The sequence below is a fragment of the Streptomyces nymphaeiformis genome, from assembly GCF_014203895.1.
Taxonomy (GTDB): domain Bacteria; phylum Actinomycetota; class Actinomycetes; order Streptomycetales; family Streptomycetaceae; genus Streptomyces; species Streptomyces nymphaeiformis.
On the sequence record NZ_JACHJY010000006.1, the window covers coordinates 11,850 to 31,092 of the forward strand.

At 69.4% G+C, this 19,243-nt stretch carries 17 protein-coding genes and 1 pseudogene; 2 read left to right on the forward strand and 16 right to left on the reverse strand.

The annotated features are described in order from the left end of the window. Window positions 1-72: 72 nt before the first annotated feature. The 16 genes and pseudogenes from GGE06_RS20625 to GGE06_RS20695 form a co-directional block, all read right to left on the reverse strand. Window positions 73-1,701: a peptide ABC transporter substrate-binding protein gene (locus GGE06_RS20625; protein WP_184931438.1), complete on the reverse strand. Its 1,629-nt coding sequence runs from the start codon at window positions 1,699-1,701 to the stop codon at window positions 73-75. Window positions 1,702-1,813: 112 nt separating this feature from the next. Next, window positions 1,814-2,401, reverse strand: a complete 588-nt coding sequence (locus GGE06_RS43770; RefSeq protein WP_312883241.1) for a peptidoglycan-binding domain-containing protein — start codon at window positions 2,399-2,401, stop codon at window positions 1,814-1,816. 48 nt (window positions 2,402-2,449) lie between these two features. Beyond that, window positions 2,450-2,737: pseudogene (locus GGE06_RS43775) on the reverse strand (peptidoglycan-binding domain-containing protein); the annotation flags it as partial. A gap of 23 nt (window positions 2,738-2,760) precedes the next feature. Then, window positions 2,761-3,765, reverse strand: coding sequence for a peptidoglycan-binding domain-containing protein (locus tag GGE06_RS20635; RefSeq protein WP_116159031.1), 1,005 nt, complete (start codon window positions 3,763-3,765; stop codon window positions 2,761-2,763). 37 nt (window positions 3,766-3,802) lie between these two features. Then, window positions 3,803-4,876: a peptidoglycan recognition protein family protein gene (locus tag GGE06_RS20640; RefSeq protein WP_116159032.1), complete on the reverse strand. Its 1,074-nt coding sequence runs from the start codon at window positions 4,874-4,876 to the stop codon at window positions 3,803-3,805. Between the two features lie 34 nt (window positions 4,877-4,910). Next, window positions 4,911-5,339, reverse strand: coding sequence for a DUF2690 domain-containing protein (locus tag GGE06_RS20645; RefSeq protein WP_116159033.1), 429 nt, complete (start codon window positions 5,337-5,339; stop codon window positions 4,911-4,913). Window positions 5,340-5,350: 11 nt separating this feature from the next. Beyond that, a complete protein-coding gene (locus GGE06_RS20650; protein WP_181924521.1) occupies window positions 5,351-5,761 on the reverse strand; it encodes a DUF2690 domain-containing protein in 411 nt (136 codons plus the stop codon). A gap of 22 nt (window positions 5,762-5,783) precedes the next feature. Next, window positions 5,784-6,191: a DUF2690 domain-containing protein gene (locus GGE06_RS20655; protein WP_312883215.1), complete on the reverse strand. Its 408-nt coding sequence runs from the start codon at window positions 6,189-6,191 to the stop codon at window positions 5,784-5,786. 30 nt (window positions 6,192-6,221) lie between these two features. After that, window positions 6,222-6,656, reverse strand: a complete 435-nt coding sequence (locus tag GGE06_RS20660) for a DUF2690 domain-containing protein (RefSeq protein ID WP_116159034.1) — start codon at window positions 6,654-6,656, stop codon at window positions 6,222-6,224. A 374-nt stretch (window positions 6,657-7,030) separates the two neighbouring features. Continuing rightward, window positions 7,031-8,119, reverse strand: a complete 1,089-nt coding sequence (locus GGE06_RS20665; RefSeq protein WP_116159035.1) for an ABC transporter ATP-binding protein — start codon at window positions 8,117-8,119, stop codon at window positions 7,031-7,033. After that, the gene (locus tag GGE06_RS20670) at window positions 8,112-9,167 is read right to left on the reverse strand and encodes an ABC transporter ATP-binding protein (protein WP_116159036.1); all 1,056 of its coding nucleotides are present in this window, start codon (window positions 9,165-9,167) and stop codon (window positions 8,112-8,114) included. Before GGE06_RS20670 ends, GGE06_RS20665 begins: the two co-directional genes overlap by 8 nt. Window positions 9,168-9,181: 14 nt before the next feature. Continuing rightward, window positions 9,182-10,135 (reverse strand): ABC transporter permease, encoded by a 954-nt coding sequence (locus GGE06_RS20675; protein WP_116159037.1) that lies wholly within the window; start codon window positions 10,133-10,135, stop codon window positions 9,182-9,184. After that, window positions 10,128-11,060, reverse strand: coding sequence for an ABC transporter permease (locus GGE06_RS20680; RefSeq protein WP_181924858.1), 933 nt, complete (start codon window positions 11,058-11,060; stop codon window positions 10,128-10,130). The genes GGE06_RS20675 and GGE06_RS20680 overlap by 8 nt, the downstream gene beginning before the upstream one ends. 172 nt (window positions 11,061-11,232) lie before the next feature. Further along, the gene (locus GGE06_RS20685; protein WP_116159039.1) at window positions 11,233-12,876 is read right to left on the reverse strand and encodes a peptide ABC transporter substrate-binding protein; all 1,644 of its coding nucleotides are present in this window, start codon (window positions 12,874-12,876) and stop codon (window positions 11,233-11,235) included. A 490-nt stretch (window positions 12,877-13,366) separates the two neighbouring features. After that, entirely contained in the window at window positions 13,367-15,268 is a 1,902-nt protein-coding gene (typA, locus tag GGE06_RS20690; protein WP_116159040.1) for a translational GTPase TypA, read from the reverse strand. A 273-nt stretch (window positions 15,269-15,541) separates the two neighbouring features. Next, window positions 15,542-17,965, reverse strand: a complete 2,424-nt coding sequence (locus tag GGE06_RS20695) for an ABC transporter family substrate-binding protein (RefSeq protein WP_184931439.1) — start codon at window positions 17,963-17,965, stop codon at window positions 15,542-15,544. Between the two features lie 200 nt (window positions 17,966-18,165). Here GGE06_RS20695 and GGE06_RS20700 point away from each other — a divergent pair, with 200 nt between their 5' ends. Next, window positions 18,166-18,393 carry an Rv0250c family protein gene (locus GGE06_RS20700; RefSeq protein WP_116159042.1) on the forward strand — a complete coding sequence of 76 codons (228 nt, stop codon included), beginning with the start codon at window positions 18,166-18,168 and terminating at the stop codon, window positions 18,391-18,393. A gap of 17 nt (window positions 18,394-18,410) precedes the next feature. Continuing rightward, the gene (gene sdhC / locus GGE06_RS20705) at window positions 18,411-19,241 is read left to right on the forward strand and encodes a succinate dehydrogenase subunit SdhC (RefSeq protein ID WP_184931440.1); all 831 of its coding nucleotides are present in this window, start codon (window positions 18,411-18,413) and stop codon (window positions 19,239-19,241) included. Window positions 19,242-19,243 lie beyond the last annotated feature (2 nt).

Consider the following 19,243-nt stretch of genomic DNA (forward strand, 5'->3'; position numbering starts at 1 on the left):
GGTTGAGGGACGGCGTACGGCCCGGCGCGGGGATCCGCGGCCCGGGCCGTACACCGCCGTACTGCTACGTCGTCACTTGACCTTGATCTGGTCGTACACCGGGACGCTGAAGGGGTTCAGGCTCACGTTCTCGATCTTGTCCGAGTAGCCGGCGCTGCCGTTCTGGTACCAGAGCGGGATGGCTCCCATGTCGTCGCGGAGGACTCCCTCGGCCTGCTGGAAGAGCCCGATGGCCTTGGCGGTGTCGGACTCGGCGTTGGCCTGGTTGACCAGCTTGTCGAACTCCGGGTTGGAGTACTTGCCGTCGTTGGAGGAGGCGTTGGTGTAGTACAGCGGCTGGAGGAAGTTCTGGATGAGCGGGTAGTCCATCTGCCAGCCGGCGCGGAAGGGGCCCGGCAGCTTCTGGGTGCTGGCCTGGCTGCGGAAGTCGGCGAAGGTGCCGATCGGGTTGCCGACGCAGGCCTTGTTGTTGCCGAGGGCGTTGTTGATGGAGTTGCAGACGGCGTCCACCCACTCCTTGTGGGAGCCGGTGTCGGCGTTGTACGAGATCTTCATCGTGCCGCCGGGGATGCCGCCGCCCTCGGCGACGAGCTTCTTGGCCTGGGCCGCGTCGTACTTGCAGAAGTCGCCGCAGACGTCCTTGAAGCCGCCCTCTTCGCCGAGCACCGGGGAGGTCCAGTCGACGGCGGGGGTGCGGGTCTTCTGGAAGATCGTCTCGGTGATCTGCGGGCGGTTGATCGCCATGGAGAGGCCCTGCCGGAGCTTCTCCTGGCCCGGCTTGTTCCACGCGGGGTCGTAGAACGGGAAGGAGAGGGTCTGGATGATGCCGGCGGGGACGTTGATGTACCGGCCGCCGAGGTCGGCCTGGACGTTCTTGAGCTGGGAGGCGGGCACGTCGTCGACGAGGTCGAGGTTGCCGGCCGTCAGGTCCGTGTAGGCGGTGTTGTTGTCGGTGTAGACCTTGAGGTCGATGCCGCCGTTCTGGGCCTTGTCGGGGCCGGGGTAGGAGTCCCAGCGCCTGAGGGACATCTGGGAGCCCTTGGAGTACGAGTCGACGGTGTACGGGCCGTTGCCGATGGGCTTCGAGAGCCAGCCGGCGTGGTCGCTGTAGAAGGCCTGGGGCAGCGGCGCGAAGGCCGCGTAGCCGAGGGTGATGGGCCATGTGGAGAACTTCTGGGTGAGCTTGACCGTGAAGGTCTGGGGGCCGGTCACCTTGAGGCCGGACATGGTCTCGGCGGTGGGCGCGCCCTTCTCGGGGTGGACCTGGTCGTAGCCCTCGATCTGCCCGAAGAAGTACGCGTTCTTCTGGTTGTTCTTCAGGCCGGCGCCGTAGTTCCAGGCGTCGACGAAGGACTTCGCGGTGACCTTCTCGCCGTTGGAGAAGGTCCAGCCGTCCTTGACCGTGATGGTGAAGTTCTGCGAGTCGGTGGTCTCGATGTTCTGGGCGAGCATGTTCTTGGCCTCGCCGGTCTTCGGGTCGTACTGCTTGAGCCCGCGGAAGATCATGGAGAGGACCTTGCCGCCCTGGACCTCGTTGGTGTTGGCGGGCTCCAGCGGGTTCTGCGGGTCGCCCCACGAGGAACTCACGATGCCGTCGGCCCCGCCCCCGCCACCACCGCTGTCGCCGCCGCCACAGGCCGTGGCCGCGAGGGCGACGGCGGTGGCCAGTGCGGCCCACTTCGCGTGCGTGGCTCCGCGCATGGAGTGCCTCCCGTAACTCTTGCCGAGACTTAGGCCCCCATATCACCGCAACCCGGACAGAGCCGCATCTTGGCGACAGCTGTCCGGGTTGCGGGCGTCATGCCGGTCGGTATCAGTTGAGGAAGGTCACGTCCCAGTGGCTGCTCTCGCGGGCGTAGATGTTGCCCGAGGGAGCGGTGTACATGGCGGCGCCGTCGCCCCGGGTGCCCGAGTAGGTGAAGGTGCCGGTGATGTAGTTGCTCAGGCAGGTGGTCGGGCTGAAGTCCAGCTTGTAGCCGTTCCAGTGCGAGTACGTGCCGCTGGCGTGGCCCGTCTCGGTGCCGCCGGTGATGGTCAGGGCGCAGCCGCTCGCGCGCTTCAGCGTCACGGCGCCGTCCGCGGAGGCCTGGCGCAGGCCGTCGAAGGAGGTGCAGCTGGTGCTGTTGCGGTCGGAGCAGTTGCCGGAGGAGGTCCAGCTGATGCCGGCCGAGGTGAAGAGGGCGGCCGCCTGGGAGTGGGTCAGCAGACCGCTGCTGCCGCCGCTGCCGCCGGAGGAGCCGGTGACCAGGGCGCGCCAGGTGTCGGGGCCGACGATGCCGTCCGCGTCGAGGCTGTGGGAGGACTGGAAGGAGCGGACCTTGGCGTCGGTGCCGTCGCCGAAGGCGCCGTCGACGGCGAGCCCGGCACCGTACCGGTTGAGCTGCGTCTGGGCGGCCTTCACCGCGGAGCCGTTGTCGCCCTTGCGGACGGTGATGATCAGCCTGGACCAGGTGTCCCCGCCGACGACGCCGTCCGAGGACAGGCTGCTGGCGCTCTGGAAGCTGCGGACCTTGGCCTCGGTGCCGTCGCCGAAGACGCCGTCGGCGGAGGTGGCGTAGCCGCGGGCGGTCAGCAGGTGCTGGACGGTGGTCACCTGCGCGCCGGTGCTGCCGTTCTTGACCAGCGGCCAGTCGGCGGCGAAGGCCGGGGCGGCCTGGAGCACGCCCGCCACCAGCGTGGTGACGAGGGCGGCGAGCAGCGCGGCCGCGAGGCCGGGCAGTCTTCTCACGAGTGGCATGGTCGGTTCCTCGGACTCTCGGGTCAGCACTGGTACGTCGCGTCCGGGTGGACCGGCTCGCAGTAGCGGATGTGCAGGTGGTTGTCGTGGTTGGGGTACTGGACGGTCAGCCCCTCCGCGATCAGCTGCGGGTCGTTGAAGTACACGAGCTGCACGTGTCCGGGCGCGGCCGCGCGCAGGGCCTTGACCAGCTCGCGGGTCGCGGCCCGGTCGTAGGCGGCGGACTCCCAGGTGATCCGGGTGCCGGCGCACTGCGCGGAGTCGGTGCGCACGGGCCAGAAGTCGACGTCCATGCCGACCTGGTGGGTGGCGTGGCCGTAGATGGTGCCGCCGTGCTCGAAGGCGATGTCGCCGACCGGGACCTTGCCCCGGCCGAGGGCGGAGAAGGTGCGGGCACCGGCCTCGAACTGGCCGATGGCGGCGCCGGTCCCCCAGTCGGCGGACGCGTTGCCGTCCGGGTTCTGGTTGCACAGGGTGCCGGCGTTGTAGTCGGCGTACTCGTAGTGCCAGAGCAGGTTGGTCCAGGTGTCCGGGCCGACGACGCCGTCCGCGCCGAGACCGGCGTGGCTCTGGAAGGTGCGGACGGCCGAGGCCGTGCCGGGGCCGAAGGCGCCGTCGACGGCGAGCCCGGCGCTCCGCTTGGCGTTGAGCAGGTACTGGACGGCCTTCACGGCCTCGCCCTGGCTGCCCTCGCGGACGGTGACGGTCAGCGCCCGCCAGGTGTTCGGGCCGACGATGCCGTCCGCGCCGAGGCCGTGGGAGGACTGGAAGGAGCGGACGGCGGTGTCGGTGCCGGCGCCGAAGACGCCGTCGGCGGTGAGCTGCGCGCCCTGCCCGTTGAGCAGGTACTGGAGGGCGACGACGTCCGAGCCCCGGTTGCCCTTGCTCTGGGTGGGGACGAACGCGCCGGAGAAGGCGTGCGCGGGCGTGCCGAGGCCGATGAGCACGAGGAGCGCGGCGAGGGCGGCGACGGCCGCGAGGGGGACGGCCCCGAGCGCGGGGCGGAACGACCGGATGGTCGACGACATGGCGGTGTGCTTCTCCTTGTCGGGTGGGGTGGGGCCCTCAGGCGAGGAGGCGGCTGAAGGTGCGGGCGTCGGCGAGGCCGTCGGCGGGCAGCCCGGCCGTGTTCTGGAAGGTGGCGACCGAGGCCAGGGTGCCGGCGCCGAAGACGCCGTCGACGCCGGTCGGGACGCCCTTGGCGGTGAGCAGCAGCTGGACGGCCTTCACGGCCTCCCCGGTGTCGCCCTGCCGTACGGGCACGGCGAGTTGGTGCCAGGTCTGGTTGCCGGCGTAGCCGTCGGACGTCGCGGTGACGAGCGTCTGGAAGTCCCGTACGGCCTGCTCGGTGGCCGGGCCGAAGCTACCGTCCGCGGTGATCGTGGCGCCGCGCCGGACGAGCAGGTACTGGAGCGCGCGGACGCGGTCGCCGGAGTCGCCGTTGTGCAGCAGCGGCCACACGGGCGCCGTCGGGTCCCCGCCGATGCGGGCGGCGACGTCCCGCCGCAGCTGCGGGAGCATCGCGTACAGGCGGTCGCCGGGGCACTCGGTGGCGTTGAAGTCCCGGTGTCCGTAGATCTGGTAGGCGCGCAGCCCGTACTGACGGCAGATGTACGTGCACAGTTCGACCAGCTTCGCGTACTGCTCGCTGCGCGGGTCGACCGTGGAGTACGTGCCCTCGTTCTCGATGCCGATGGCGACGGTGTTCTGCCCGGTGCAGTGCGCCGACTCCACGCTCGGGGTGCCGCCCTGGAGGGCGACCAGGCTGCTGTGCCGGCCCTCCAGGACGTACGCGCCGCGGGAGACGGTGAAGTGCTGGCCCGTGTCGATCCAATGGCGCTCGTCCATCGCCCAGTTCTGCATGGAGCGGGCGAGCCCGAATGCCTGGGCCTGCGAGTAGTCGGTCGTGTTGGGCGTGTCCGTGTGGTGCACGATGATCTTCTGCGGCGGGGTCGACAGGACCCGCACCGGGCTGCTCGCCGGGCGGGCGCCCCACGCCGTGGTGTCCGCGATGGAGGGTCCGGTCGCGGCCTGCGCCTGGCCGGTCGCCCACAGGGGCAGCGCGGCCGCGGCGCCGAGCGCGAGGCCGCCGGTGAGCAGGGAGCGGCGGCTGGGGGTCGGTTCGTTGACCGAGGTCATGATGGGGGGTTCCTCAACTGGTGGACCACGTCGCTCAGTACGAGTCGGTGCAGTGGGTTTCGAGGGTCGCGTAGGCGCGCGTCTCGCACGCCCAGGCGTAGATGTCCTTGTCGTTCACCATGGCGGTGTACACGGTTCCGTAGCCGCCGTAGTAGACGCTCCGGGACTCGCCGTTGGTGTTGGAGACCCGGATGACGGTGTCGGCGGACGCCCCGGAGGTCTTGCGCGCCCACGCGGCCCGGCAGGTGGGGCTGTAGCGCAGCTCCACCCCCCAGTCGCTGGTCCGCACGGTGCGGGCGTCGCTCTGGCAGACGGTCGTGGACGGGTCCAGGCCGGTGCAGGACGACGCGTAGCAGGAGGTGGCCGCGGACGCCGGGGACGACGAGAGCAGCAGCCCGGACGCGGCGAGCGCGAGGGCGGAGGCGGCGGTGGCGAGCTTGCGGGCGAGGGGGTTCGTTCTCATGACGGCCTCGCTCAGTACTCGGGGGTGCACGCGGTGCCCTTGGCGAAGGTGCCGCAGGCCCTGGCGAGGATGTCCTTGTCGTTGACCATCCGGGTCCACACCGTCCCCGAACCCGGATAGTGCACCGCGTACTTGTTGCCCAGCGAGTTCTGGACCCAGATGTCGCCCTCGTCGCCGTACTTGAACCGCGCCCAAGCGGCGCGACAGGTCGGGCTGTAGCGGAGTTCGAGACCGACGTACTCCCCGTACATCACCGTCTGCGCGTCGTTCTGGCAGATCGTGGTGGCCGGGTCGAGGCCGTTGCAGGAGGACCCGTAGCAGGAGGTGGCGGCCGAGGCCGGGGAGGAGGCGAGCAGCAGGCTGGTAGCGGCGACCGCGAGGGCCGAACCGGCCGTCGCGAGCTTGCGGGTGAGCGTGTTCACGAGCGGAGCTCCTTCCGGGGATCTAGTACCACGACGTGCACGATTCCCCGCCCTCGATGATGTGACCGCAGGCCCGGTCGTAGATGCCCTTGTCGTCGATCATGGCGGTCCAGACGGTGCCGCCGCCGGCGGAAGTGGCCCGCTCCAAGCCGGTGTTGCTCTCCACCCAGATGGTCGTCGGCAGGCCGCCGCTCTGCCGTGCCCAGGCGGCACGGCAGGTGGGGCTGTAGCGCAGTTCGGCGCCCCAGCTCGACGTGGCGACGGTGCGGGCGTCGTTCTGGCAGATGGACGTGGACGGGTCGAGGCCCGTGCAGGACGGCCCGTAGCAGGAGGTCGCGGCGGAGGCCGGCGACGAGGCGAGGATCAGACCGGACGCGGCGAGGGCGAGAGCCGAACCGGCGGTGGCGAGCTTGCGGGTGAGCGTGTTCACGAGGATGCCTCTCCTTCCTGGCGCTTCGGCCTAGTACGCGGCCGAGCAGCCGTAGTCGTTGGCGCTGACGCGGCCGCAGGCCCGCGCCAGAAGGCCGGCGTCGTTGATCATCCGCGTCCAGACGGTCGAGCCGTTGCCGCTGTAGTGCGTCGAGTAGACCGCCGTGCCGTAGCTGCCGTTCCAGCGCTCGATCGAGACGTCGAAGGAGAACCCGGCGCCACGGTTGTAACGCGCCCAGGCCGCACGACAGGTGGGGCTGTAACGGAGCTCCACGCCGGGGTAGTCCGTGTCGGCGACGGTACGTGCGTCGTTCTGGCAGATGGTCGTGGACGGGTCCAGGCCGGCGCAGGACGACGCGTAGCAGGACGTCGCCGCCGACGCCGGCGACGAGGCGAGCAGGAGGCTCGACCCCGCCATGGCGAGGGCCGAGCCGACGGTGGCGAACTTGCGGGTGAGTGCGTTCACGGTGACCCCTGATCCTGAAGTGGTGGGCTGCGGACGGCAGTTGGACTGCGCCGCGGCACACGCTGCCAGTCCCGCCGGTCGTCCGGACCGTCCCGACGGACCGGGTCGTCCCGTGCGCGGGCCCGGTGGGACGGGGCGCCGTCGACGGCCGAGGCCAGGGGTACGGGCGGGCGGCCGCGTCCCGCAGGGGTCACGGGACGGGCCGGGGGACGCGGGACGGGAACGGGACACCCGTGCGCCCGTCCCGTGGGACGCTCCCGGCGCCGTCGCCGTCGTACGGGACACGCCTCCAGGAACGCCAAAGGCCCCCGGCACCCTTGCGGGTGGCCGGGGGCCTCTCGGGCTTCGGGGCCCCTACGGGCTCCGGGGGTGGATCAGCCCGCCGGGACGACCTGCTTCTCCTCGGCGAAGTGGCACGCCGAGAAGTGGGCCGCCGGGGTGTCCTCGCCCTGGAAGCGCTGCGGCACCGCGAGGACCGGCACCTCCGTCGCGCACTTGTCCTGCGCCTTCCAGCAGCGGGTGCGGAAGCTGCAGCCCGACGGCGGGTTGGCCGGCGAGGGGACGTCACCGGTGAGGATGATCCGCTCCCGGTGCGCGCGGGCCTCCGGGTCCGGCACCGGCACCGCGGAGAGCAGCGCCTGGGTGTACGGGTGCGTCGGGTGCTCGTAGATCTGCTCGTCCGTACCGATCTCGGCCATCTTGCCGAGGTACATGACGCCGACGCGGTCGGAGATGTGCCGGACGATCGACAGGTCGTGCGCGATGAAGACGTAGGACAGGTTGAACTCGTCCTGGAGCTTCTCCATCAGGTTGATGACCTGCGCCTGGACGGAGACGTCCAGGGCCGAGACCGGCTCGTCGCAGATGATGATCTCCGGGTTGAGCGCGAGGCCTCGGGCGATGCCGATGCGCTGGCGCTGACCGCCGGAGAACTGGTGCGGGTACCGGTTGATGTACTCCGGGTTCAGACCGACGACGTCCAGCAGCTCCTGCACCTTGCGGCGCCGGTCGCCCTTCGGGGCCACCTCGGGGTGGATGTCGAAGGGCTCGCCGATGATGTCGCCGACCGTCATGCGCGGGTTCAGCGAGGTGTACGGGTCCTGGAACACCATCTGGATGTTGCGGCGGACGGCCTTCAGCGCGCGCCCGGACAGCTTGGTGATGTCCTGGCCCTTGTAGAAGACCTCGCCGGCGGTGGCCCGCTCCAGGTTCATCAGGAGCTTGGCGACCGTGGACTTGCCACAGCCGGACTCGCCCACGATGCCGAGGGTCTCGCCCTGGTAGAGGTCGAAGGAGACCCCGTCCACGGCCTTGACCGCGCCGACCTGCTTCTTGAAGAGGATGCCCTGCGTCAGCGGGAAGTGCTTCTTCAGGCCCCGCACCTGGAGGATCGGTTCGCCGCGGCCCACAGGGGCGTCGAGGGCGGCGGCCACGGCCTCGTCGTTCGTGCTGAGGTCAGCCATGGATCGTCTCCTTCCAGAAGTGGCAGGCGCTCTTGCGGCCCGGGAGATCCGCGCCGTCCTGCTCGGTGACGGGCACGAGCGCCGGGATCTCCGTGCGGCAGATGTCGTCGGCCTTGGGGCAGCGCGGGTTGAAGGCGCAGCCGGTGGGCACCTTGAGCAGGTTGGGCGGCAGACCCTTGATCGCGTAGAGCTCCTGGCCCTTCTGGTCCAGGCGCGGGATCGAGTCGAGCAGACCCCGGGTGTACGGGTGGGCCGGGCGCTTGTACAGCTCGTGCACCGGCGCCTGCTCGACGATCCGGCCGGCGTACATCACGGCGATCTTGTCCGCGACGTCGGCGACGACGCCGAGGTCGTGGGTGATCAGGATCAGGCCCATGTTGTATTCCTGCTGGAGCTCCGCGAGGAGGTCCATGACCTGGGCCTGGACGGTCACGTCGAGAGCCGTGGTGGGCTCGTCGGCGATGATCAGGTCCGGCTCCAGGGCGAGCGCCATGGCGATCATGATGCGCTGGCGCATGCCGCCGGAGAACTGGTGGGGGTAGTCGTTGACCCGCGCCTTGGCGGCGGGGATCTTGACCTTGTCCATCAGCTCGATGGCCTTGACCTTGGCGTCCTTCTTGGACATGCCGTGGTGCACCCGGAACATCTCGCCGAGCTGGTAGCCGACGTTGAGGACCGGGTTGAGGGAGGACAGCGCGTCCTGGAAGATCATGGCGATCTTCCGGCCGCGGATCTTCCGGCGCTCCTCCTCGGACATCTTCAGCATGTCCTCGCCGCGGAACAGGATCTCGCCCTGCGGGATCTTGCCGGGCGGCATGTCGAGGATGCCCATGACGGCCTGGGCGGTGACGGACTTGCCGGAGCCGGACTCGCCGAGGACGGCGAGGGTCTCGCCGGCGTTCACCGAGTAGTTGACGCCGTTGACGGCCTTGGCCACACCGTCACGGGTGTGGAACTCGACGTGCAGGTCCTTGACTTCGAGCAGCGGACCGGTGTGGTCGCCGCCGCGCGGCGCGGGGACGGCCGCGGTCTTGTCGGTGATGCTCATCTGTTACGCCCTCCTCAGCGCAGCTTGGGGTCGAGGGCGTTGCGGACGGCTTCGCCGAGCATGATGAACGCCAGAACGGTGAGGCTCAGCATGATCGAGGGCCAGAGCAGGACGTGCGGGGCCACTCGGATCTGGGCGACACCCGCGGAGATGTCGACACCCCACGAGACGGTCGGGGCGGCGAGGCCCAGACCCAGGAAGGACAGGGTCGCCTCGGCCGAGATGTAGCCGCCGAGCGCGATGGTCGCGACGACGATCACGGGGGCCATGGCGTTCGGCAGGATGTGCCGGAAGAGGATCCGGACGGTGCCGGCGCCCAGGGCCTTGGCCGCGTGGACGTAGTCGGCCTGCTTGACCGTGATCACGGCACCGCGCATGACGCGGGTGATCTGGGTCCAGCCGAGGAACGCGAGGGCGAAGACGACGACCCAGACGGTCCGCTCGACGAAGGCCTGGAGGACGACCATGGAGCCGAGCAGGAACGGGATGCCGAAGAAGACGTCGGTGAGCCGGGAGAGCAGCGCGTCGACCCAGCCGCCGAAGTAGCCGGCGATCATGCCCAGGACGCCGCCGAGGATGGTGACGATCGCGGTGACGGCGACGCCGACGGTGACCGAGGCGCGGGTGCCGTGGATCAGTCGGGCGTAGACGGAGCGGCCCTGCTGGTCGTAACCGAGCCACTCGGGCGAACCGACCTTGCTCAGCTCGGGCTTGCTCAGGAAGTGGTGGACCAGGTCACCGGCGGTCGGGGACGCGCTGGTGAACAGGGTCGGCCACGCCGAGACGAGCAGCAGCAGCGCGATCAGGATCGACGAGACGATGAAGTACGGGTTGCGGCGCAGGTCGGCCCAGGCGTCGCCCCAGAGGCTGCGGGCCTTCTCCTGCTTCGCGGCCGGAGCGGACGCGTCCACCGAGGGGGTGGCGACGGCGTCCTCGACGGCCGTGGCGGTCTTGGTCACGTCAGGCATACCGGATCCTCGGGTCCAGGACCGCGTACAGCAGGTCGATGAGCAGGCTGGTGACGAGGTAGACGATCACCAGGATGGTGACGAGGCCCACCAGGGTCGCGCCTTCGCGCCGGGAGATCGAGTCGGCGATGACACCGCCGACGCCGTGGATGTTGAAGATCGCCTCGGTGACGACCGCGCCGCCCATGAGGGCGCCGATGTCGGTGCCGAGGAAGGTGACCACGGGGATCATCGAGTTGCGCATGAGGTGGACGCCGATGACGCGGCGCCGCGGCAGGCCCTTGGCGACGGCCGTGCGCATGTAGTCGGCGCGCAGGTTCTCCGCCATGGAGGTACGGGTGAGCCGCGCCACATAGGCGAGGGAGAGACCGCCGAGCACAATGGCCGGAGCGATCATCTCGCTGAGCACGGGCTCGGTGCTGACGTTCGGCGCGATCCAGCCCAGGTTGAAGGCGAACACCATCTTGATGATGTAGCCGAGGACGAAGACCGGGATCGAGATGATCAGCAGGGTGAAGATCAGGATCAGGTTGTCGGCCAGGCGGCCGGCGCGCAGACCGCCGATGATGCCCAGTCCGATACCGAAGACGAGCTCGATCGCGAACGCGAGGGCGGCCAGCTGGAGCGTGATGGGGAACGCGCCGCCCAGCACATCGGTGACCGGCAGACCGTTGCGGATCTGGGTACCGAAGTCCAGGTGAAGGATCATGTCCCGCATGTACGTGACGTACTGCACCGGCAAGGACCTGTCGAGACCCAGCTCGTGGCGCTTCGCGGCGAGCGTCGCCGGGTCGGCGCCCTTGTCGCCGAACATCGCCAGCACGGGGTCACCGGGCAGGCTGTGCACCATGAGGAAGATCAGCAGGGTTGTCCCGAGGAAAACCGGGATCATCTGGAGCAGTCGTCGTGCGACATAACGCCCCATCATGCCTCCGTTGAGATGTGACAGCGCAACCGACGGGCCCTCCCCCGACAGCATGCCCGGATCCGGGCACGCTGATGTCGTGGAAGGGCCCCCCAGCCGCTGCGTAAGGCACCGAGACGGGACTTGACGATCCGTCAAGTCCCGTGACGGTGTGCGGACTACGCTTGGGTGATTACTTCTTGACCTCGACGCCGGTCAGGATCGGGTCGCCGTCCTGGCCGTAGGCGACACCCGAGACCTTCTCGGAGAAGCCCGCGTTGACCTTGTAGTACCAGAGCGGGATGGACGGCATGTAGTTCTTGAGGTCCTTCTCGATCGCCTGGTACGCCTTGACGGACTCGTCAAGGGTCGTGGCGGAGTCGGCCTTCGCGATCTTGGCGTCCAGCTCCTTGTTGGAGAAGTCGCCCTGGTTGCCGCCGGCACCCGTGCGGAACAGGTCCGAGATGAAGTTGGCGTTCACCGGGTAGTCGAGCACCCAGCCGGAGCGGTAGAGCGACTTGACCTGCTTCGTCTTACGAGCGGTCAGGTCGGCCTGGAAGTCCGGCTTGCCGTCGCCGACGCACTGGACGCTGGTGGCCTGCTGGATGGAGTTGCAGACGGCCTCCACCCACTCCTTGTGGCCACCGTCGGCGTTGTACTGGATCGAGATCTTGTTGCCCGGGACGCCGCCGCCGGCCTTGATGAGCTCCTTGGCCTTGGCGGGGTCGTACTTGGTGACGCCGTTGCCGCCGTCCTCCTGGAAGCCCAGGACGCCCTTCGCGACCCAGCCGGTCGCGGGCTCACGCGTGCCGTTCAGCACCGTCTTGGTGATGGTGGCGCGGTCGATCGCCATGGACAGACCCTGGATGACGCGCGGGTCGACCTGCTTCGGCTTCTTCCACTGGTCGGCGTAGAAGGCGACGGCGATGGTCTGGATCGCGGAGTACGGCTGGTCCACGGCGCGGTCGCCGAGGTCCTGGCGGTAGACCGGGAGGTCCTTCGGGGCAAGCTGACGCAGGACGTCGACGTTGCCGGACTTCAGGTCCTCGTACGCGGCCTCGAGGGTGGTGTAGTTCTTGAAGACCACACCGCCGTTCTTCGCCTTGTTCGGGCCCTTGTAGCCGTCGTACCGGGTGATCTCGATCTTCTTCTTGTGGTCCCAGCTCTTGAACTTGTAGGGACCGTTGCCGACCGGGGCCGCGCCGCGCTGGGCCGGGGAGAGCTTGTAGAAGGACTCCGGCAGCGGGGCGAAGACGATGTAGGCCAGCTTGTGACCGAAGTACGGGACGGCCTTCGAGAGCTCGATCGTGAAGGTGTTCTCGTCGACGACCTTCAGACCCTCGAGCTTGTCGGCGGTCTGCTTCGCACCCTCGGCGTCCGGGTGGACCTTGTCGAAGCCCTTGATGTCCGCGAACCAGGACGCGAGGCCCTGGGCGTTCTTCAGGCTGGCGTTCCAGTTCCACGCGTCCACGTAGGACTTGGAGGTCACCGGGGTGCCGTCGTGGAAGGTCCAGCCCGGCTTGAGCTTGACGGTCCACGTCTTCGAGTCCGTCGTGGTGACCGACTCGGCGTTGATCATCTCCAGGGAGCCGTCGGCCTTGTAGTCGACCAGGGTCGAGAACAGGCCGGCCATGACGGCGGAGCCGTTGGACTCCATCGTGTCACCGGTGAGCAGGGGCTTCTCAGGCTCGCCCAGCTCGATGGAGAAGATTCCGTTCGGGTCAACAGCGCCCTTGGCGTCGCTGCCGCCGTCGCTCTTACCCCCGCCACAGGCGGTCGCAGCAAGGGCGACGATGATCGCGCCCGTTACCCACTTGGCGCTCTTGGCACCGCGCATGGGTTCCTCCTCATGAGTCCACTTTGTCACTACAAGAGGGGCACTTCGAGTTTCGCCGACACCCCTGACGGCTTTGGACTCAAGTGCCCCGAGTGTGCTCGTGAGTCGGCACTCCCCACAGTGCGTGACCCATTGACCCGAGCTCAATGGAGCCAACTATTAAGTACGTCCGGGCTGTAAACCACACTTAAGCGGTCTCGTTTTGACAACATCGCGATGCCCCCGGAGACCGAAATCCGGACAAACTGAGCACAGACAGACACGCCCGAAACGGACTGTTAACACACGTACCGGAGAGCGATCGCCGATATGCGGACACCTCGACTCCGAAATGGACTTGACTGAACGTTGACCCGGGTTGACGAAAAGCCCGGGCCCCCACAGTGCCTGTGGGGGCCCGGGCTCCGGTGCCGACGTCATGTCAACCGAGAGCGGCGAAGATCACAGAACCATGATCTACCCCGCCGTGCTCGGCCGTATGCGACCTTACTCAGCCGTTCTTGGCGCGGGAAGCGGAACGACCGCGCTCCTTCTGGTCCAGGACGACCTTGCGGATGCGCACGGCCTCCGGGGTGACCTCGACGCACTCGTCGTCGCGGCAGAACTCCAGGGACTGCTCCAGGGAGAGCTTCCGCGGCGGGACGATCGCCTCGAAGGAGTCGGCGGAGGAGGAGCGCATGTTGGTGAGCTTCTTCTCCTTGGTGATGTTCACGTCCATGTCGTCGGAGCGGGAGTTCTCGCCGACGATCATGCCCTCGTACACCTCGGTGCCGGGGTCGGTGAACAGGACGCCGCGCTCCTGGAGGTTGGTCATCGCGAAGGCGGTGACCGCACCGGCGCGGTCGGCGACCAGCGAGCCGTTGTTACGGGTCGTCAGCTGGCCGAACCACGGCTCGTGGCCCTCGTGGATCGAGTGGGCGATGCCCGTACCGCGGGTGTTGGTGAGGAACTCCGTACGGAAGCCGATGAGGCCACGGGACGGAACGACGAACTCCATGCGGACCCAGCCGGAGCCGTGGTTCGACATGTTGTCCATGCGGCCCTTGCGGACACCCATGAGCTGCGTGACCGCGCCCATGTGCTCCTCGGGGACGTCGACCGTGAGGCGCTCGACGGGCTCGTGGATCTTGCCGTCGACCTCCTTGGTGACGACCTGCGGCTTGCCGATGGTGAGCTCGAAGCCCTCGCGGCGCATCTGCTCGACCAGGATGGCGAGCGCGAGCTCACCACGGCCCTGGACCTCCCAGGCGTCCGGGCGCTCGGTGTCGAGGACGCGGAGCGAGACGTTACCGATGAGCTCGCGGTCCAGGCGGTCCTTCACCTGGCGGGCGGTGACCTTGCGGTCCTTCACGGCCGTCTTCGCGTCGGCGCCCTTGCCGGTGCCGCCGCGGCCGACGAGCGGCGAGGTGTTGGTGCCGATGGTCATGGAGATGGCCGGCTGGTCGACCGTGATCAGCGGCAGCGCGATCGGGTTCTCCGGGTCGGCCAGGGTCTCGCCGATCATGATGTCGGGGATACCGGCGACGGCGCAGATGTCACCGGGGCCGGCGACCTCGGCCGGCTTGCGGGTGAGCGCCTCGGTCATCATCAGCTCGGTGATGCGGACGTTGGAGATCGTGCCGTCCCGCTTGATCCACGCGACCGTCTGGCCCTTGCGCAGCTCGCCCTGCTCGACGCGGAGCAGCGCGATGCGGCCGAGGAAGTTGTCGGCGTCGAGGTTGGTGACGTGGGCCTGGAGCGGCGCCTCCTCGTCGTACGACGGGGCCGGGACGTGCTCCAGGATCGTGGAGAAGAACGGCTCCAGGTTCTCGGAGTCCTGCGGGACCGTGCCGTCCGCCGGCTTGGTCAGCGAGGCGATGCCGTCGCGGCCGCAGGCGTAGACGATCGGGAACTCGATCTGGTCCTCGTCGGCGTCCAGGTCAAGGAAGAGGTCGTAGGTCTCGTTGACGACCTCGTCGATCCGGGAGTCCGGGCGGTCCGTCTTGTTGATGCAGAGGATGACGGGCTTGCGCTGCTGGAGGGCCTTGCGCAGCACGAAGCGGGTCTGCGGGAGCGGACCCTCGGAGGCGTCCACGAGGAGGACGACCGCGTCCACCATCGACAGACCGCGCTCGACCTCGCCACCGAAGTCGGCGTGGCCGGGGGTGTCGATGATGTTGATCGTGATCGGGGCCCCGCCGTCCTTGGGGTGGTACTTCACCGCCGTGTTCTTGGCGAGGATCGTGATGCCCTTCTCACGCTCCAGGTCGTTCGAGTCCATCATGCGGTCGTCGAGCTGCTGGTGGGCGGCGAAGGCACCGGCCTGCTTGAGCATGGCGTCGACGATGGTCGTCTTGCCATGGTCGACGTGGGCGACGATGGCGACGTTACGGATGTCGTGGCGCGTGGGCATGGGTGCTTGCGCTTCTCTCGGATCGTGGGATGCGGCGTCAGTTCCTCGTACGCCCGCCGGGCGGACGCGCCACGGCTATGTCCTATGGTACGGGGCTGCCGCGCAAGGGGCTTCCCCGGCCAAGATCCGAGTGGTAATCCTGAGGGTTTTCAAGGGTGTGGGGGGCCGTGCAGGGGGTCGTGCGACCGGGTCAAAGGGCCGACGCGATCCTGCCCGCCGGGGTCACCGGCGGGCAAGGAACTTGAGCTGCTTCTGAGGTTGTGACCTGCACTTTCAGCGGTTGCGCTCGGTACCCTTGGTCGTTTCGGGCTTCTTGAACCCGATGTCCTGGTAGCGGGGGGCGGCGAGGCCCCAGGCTCCGGCGTTCACGAGGTCGGCCCTGGCGGCGACGAGCTGGGGGCGCTGGTAGAGGGGGATGGAGCCGGCCGCGGCCCAGATCCGGGCGTCGGCCTGGCGGACGAGCTCGCGGGCCTCGTCCTCGTCGAGCGTCCCGGCCGCCTGGTCGAACAGCTGGTCGATCCGGTCGGTGCCGACCCGGGAGTAGTTCTGCTCGACCAGCAGCGAGCCGTCCGAGGCCGGCTCGGGCTTGGCGAAGATCGGCCGGGCGTCGGTCGCCGGGAAGGCGGAGGCGGGCCAGGAGTAGAGGGCCAGGTCGTAGTCGCCCGAGGCCACGTGGTCCTTGAAGAAGCTGTCGTCGGAGACCTTGGTGACCTCGGTGCGGATCCCGACCGCGTCGAGCATCCGGACGATCCGGTCCCCGACCGCCCGCAGCGACTCGGAGCCCGGCCCGGACGGCAGGACGAAGCGGAGGCTGAGCGCCTTGCCGTCCTTGCCGAGCGTCTTGGCCTGCCCGGCGTCGGGAACCGTCACGGGGGCGGCGGTGCCGCGCGGGGCGTAGGCCCCGGCCACGCCCTTGTCCGGCTTGGCGACCGACTGCGCGGCGCGGGCGGCGGAGCCGGTCCCGGTGTCGAGGGCCTCGGCGCGGGCGAGGAGCGCGGCGCTCTGACCGGCGGCGTCGGGGGCCGGGGCGAGGACGGTGCCGCCGTTCCCGGGGCCGTTCGCGCCGACGGCGGGGGCAGCGGGGCTGTCGCCGGGCCTGTCGTCGCCGGAGTCTCCGGGCTTGTCGTCGCCGACGATGTAGAGGCCCTCGTCGGAGGCGGTGTCGCTCGCCTGCTTCTTGGCGTCGGTCGAGCCCTCCTCCTTCTTCTCGGCCTCCTTCTTCTTCTCGGCCTCCTTCTTCTCGGCCTCCTTCTTCTCCGACTCGCTGCCCGCCTTCGTGCCGGCGGGCTTGCGGAGCGCGCCGCCCGGGACCCAGCCCGCGTCGGCGAGGAGCGCCTGCGCCTCCTTGGTGTCCTGGCCGCCGAGCGCGTCGCTGCTGTCCGCGTACGCCGCCTGGCCCGCGAGGGCGAGGTGGCTGCCGGGGGGCTTGGCGGGGAGGCCGAGCGGCTTGAGCACGGACTCGGCGAGCTCCTGGCGGTTGATGGCGCGGGCCACCGCGCGCCGGACCCGCTCGTCGGCCAGCGGGCCGGACTCGCCGTTCAGCGAGAGCTGGGTGTAGGCGGGCTCCAGGGACTTGCGGACCACGAACTTCGCCAGGGCGTCCTGAGCGTTCGCGTACCGCTCGATCGCCTCCTGGTTCTTCTTGCGGGCGGCCTTGACCTCCGCCGCCTTCTCGTCGTCGGAGCCGTGGGCGAGGGCCCAGGACCGGAGGGCCTTGGAGGGGGTGATCGCGGAGCCGGGGCCGTGGGCGAGGGCGGCCTGGGCGCCGTTCCGGCCGGCCCGGGCGTCCCGGAGGGCGAGGGCGATCCGCTCGGCGGTGGACCGGTCGATCTCGGCCAGGTCGATGCTGCCGGCGGCGAGCGCGGCGGTCCGGTCGGCCCGGGGGACGGCCTTGAGGACGAGGCTGTCCAGCTTGGCCTGCTGGCCCCACCAGCGGGGGTTGCGGGTGAGGGTGACGTCGCCGCCCTTGCGGTCGATGGTCTTCAGCAGGAACGGTCCTGCGGTGGCCTTGAGGCTGGTGCGCGCCCCGTCGTTGAAGTCGTTCGGGGAGCCCATCACCTGCTTGGGGTAGAGGGGCGTGAAGAGGGACTGCCAGTCGGCGTAGGGCTTGGCGAAGGTGACCCGCACCTCCAGGTCGTTCTTGCCCCGCTCGATCTTCTCGATCCGCTCGTAGCCGGAGTTGCGGGCGGTCCAGTACGCGGTGTCCCGGCCGCTCAGCGCGCGCCACTGGGCCACGAAGTCGGCGGCCCCGATCTCGCGTCCGTCGCTCCACACCGCCTGCTGGTTGAGCTTGTAGAGGACGACCTGCTTGGGTTCGGTCTCGACGACCTGCGCGGACTCCAGGTAGTCGGGGTTGAGCCGCGGCCTGCCCCGCTCGTCGAGCGTGTAGAGGGCGGGGAGCACGGCTCCCGCGATGCGCGAGGTGGTGCCGTCGGCGTCGGCCTGGAAGGTGTTGAGCGTGGTGGGCAGCGCGTCGACCGCCCAGCGCAGGGTGCCGCCGTCGGCGACCCGGTCGCGCGCCGCGGGCGCGTTGTCCTGGGCCGCGGCGGAGGCCTCGTCGGACTCGTCGCCGGAGCTGCAGCCGGCGAGGACGGTGACCGCGAGGACCGCGCTGGTGAGGGTGGCGACGGAGCGGAGCGTGCGGGAGCGGGGGCTCCGTGAGCATGTCCTCCCGCGAGGGGCGCCGATCTGGGACATGACTTGTACCCCTTCGTCCAGATTTATTCCATTTGGAGATGATCAGACCTATTGCTCATACACTGAAAAGGACGGATCGGATCCGGCCACGGCGACACGGCCGCACGGTCGGCAAACCCCACTCGTGCGGCCCAACCGCCCGTGCACACGACTTCCCAAGCGGGATGTGACGCGCGACACTCACGAAGGTGAGGGCAACCATGTCCGTTCAGGACGATCTGGCGGCCGTCAAGCGCCGCTTGCAGGACCTGGAACACACGGTCGAGGAACTGGAGCGCCGCGTCGGGACGGAGCGGGGCGCGCCTTCCGCACCCGCCTCCGGCCGTGCGGAGAGCATGGTGACCATCCCCGACGCCCCGTACGACGCCGGGAAGTGGACCGACGTCGACGACGAAGGCCTGGGAGCACGCGACCACCACGCGCCGTAGAGCCGAGGAGGCCCTAGTTGGCCACAGGTACTCAACCCCCGACGAGTCACCGAGCGGCGACGGGGGTGCGCTCCCCGGGGCGCGCCTCCATCGCCGCCCGCCATCTGCGCACCGACCGCTGGTGGCTCTCGCCCGCCGCCACCGCCGCCGGACTGCTCGCCTTCGTCGCGTACTCGACGTGGCGGGCGTTCGCCAACGCCCACTACTACGCCGCGCCCTACGTCTCCCCGTTCTACTCGCCCTGCCTCGCGGACAACTGCGTCCCCATGCGCGGCGGGCCGAACTGGGCGCTCTTCGGCAGCTGGTGGGGGCTCTCCCCCGCCCTGCTGATCCTGGTCTTCCCGCTGGGCTTCCGGCTGACCTGCTACTACTACCGCAAGGCGTACTACCGGAGCTTCTGGGCCGCTCCCCCGGCCTGCGCGGTCGCCGAACCCCACCGCGCGTACACCGGCGAGACCCGCTTCCCGCTGCTCCTGCAGAACCTCCACCGGTACTTCTTCTACGCGGCGCTGCCGGTCGCCGGGATCCTCACGTACGACACCGCGCTGACCTTCCGGGACTCCCACTACGCGTGGGGCCACGCCGGGCTCGGGACGCTGGTCTTCCTCGTCAACATCGTCCTCATCTGGGCGTACACCCTCTCCTGCCACTCCTGCCGGCACATCGTCGGCGGCCGCCTGAGGCACTTCTCGAAGCATCCCGTCCGCTACCGGCTGTGGACCTGGGTCGGGCGCCTGAACCGGCGTCACATGCAACTCGCCTGGGCGTCGCTGATCAGCGTCGCCGTCTGTGACCTGTACGTGTATCTGCTCGCCACCGGCGCCTTCGACGACCCGAGGTTCTTCTGACA

Coding starts and splice junctions, on each gene's coding strand:
- GGE06_RS20700 (WP_116159042.1), top strand. CDS start 18,166: ATGTCCGTTCAGGACGATCTGGCGGCCGTCAAGCGCCGCTTGCAGGAC.
- GGE06_RS20635 (WP_116159031.1), bottom strand. CDS start 3,765: ATGTCGTCGACCATCCGGTCGTTCCGCCCCGCGCTCGGGGCCGTCCCC.
- GGE06_RS20670 (WP_116159036.1), bottom strand. CDS start 9,167: ATGAGCATCACCGACAAGACCGCGGCCGTCCCCGCGCCGCGCGGCGGC.
- GGE06_RS20695 (WP_184931439.1), bottom strand. CDS start 17,965: ATGTCCCAGATCGGCGCCCCTCGCGGGAGGACATGCTCACGGAGCCCC.
- GGE06_RS20675 (WP_116159037.1), bottom strand. CDS start 10,135: ATGCCTGACGTGACCAAGACCGCCACGGCCGTCGAGGACGCCGTCGCC.
- GGE06_RS20680 (WP_181924858.1), bottom strand. CDS start 11,060: ATGGGGCGTTATGTCGCACGACGACTGCTCCAGATGATCCCGGTTTTC.
- GGE06_RS20645 (WP_116159033.1), bottom strand. CDS start 5,339: ATGAGAACGAACCCCCTCGCCCGCAAGCTCGCCACCGCCGCCTCCGCC.
- GGE06_RS20625 (WP_184931438.1), bottom strand. CDS start 1,701: ATGCGCGGAGCCACGCACGCGAAGTGGGCCGCACTGGCCACCGCCGTC.
- typA (WP_116159040.1), bottom strand. CDS start 15,268: ATGCCCACGCGCCACGACATCCGTAACGTCGCCATCGTCGCCCACGTC.
- GGE06_RS20640 (WP_116159032.1), bottom strand. CDS start 4,876: ATGACCTCGGTCAACGAACCGACCCCCAGCCGCCGCTCCCTGCTCACC.
- GGE06_RS20685 (WP_116159039.1), bottom strand. CDS start 12,876: ATGCGCGGTGCCAAGAGCGCCAAGTGGGTAACGGGCGCGATCATCGTC.
- GGE06_RS20665 (WP_116159035.1), bottom strand. CDS start 8,119: ATGGCTGACCTCAGCACGAACGACGAGGCCGTGGCCGCCGCCCTCGAC.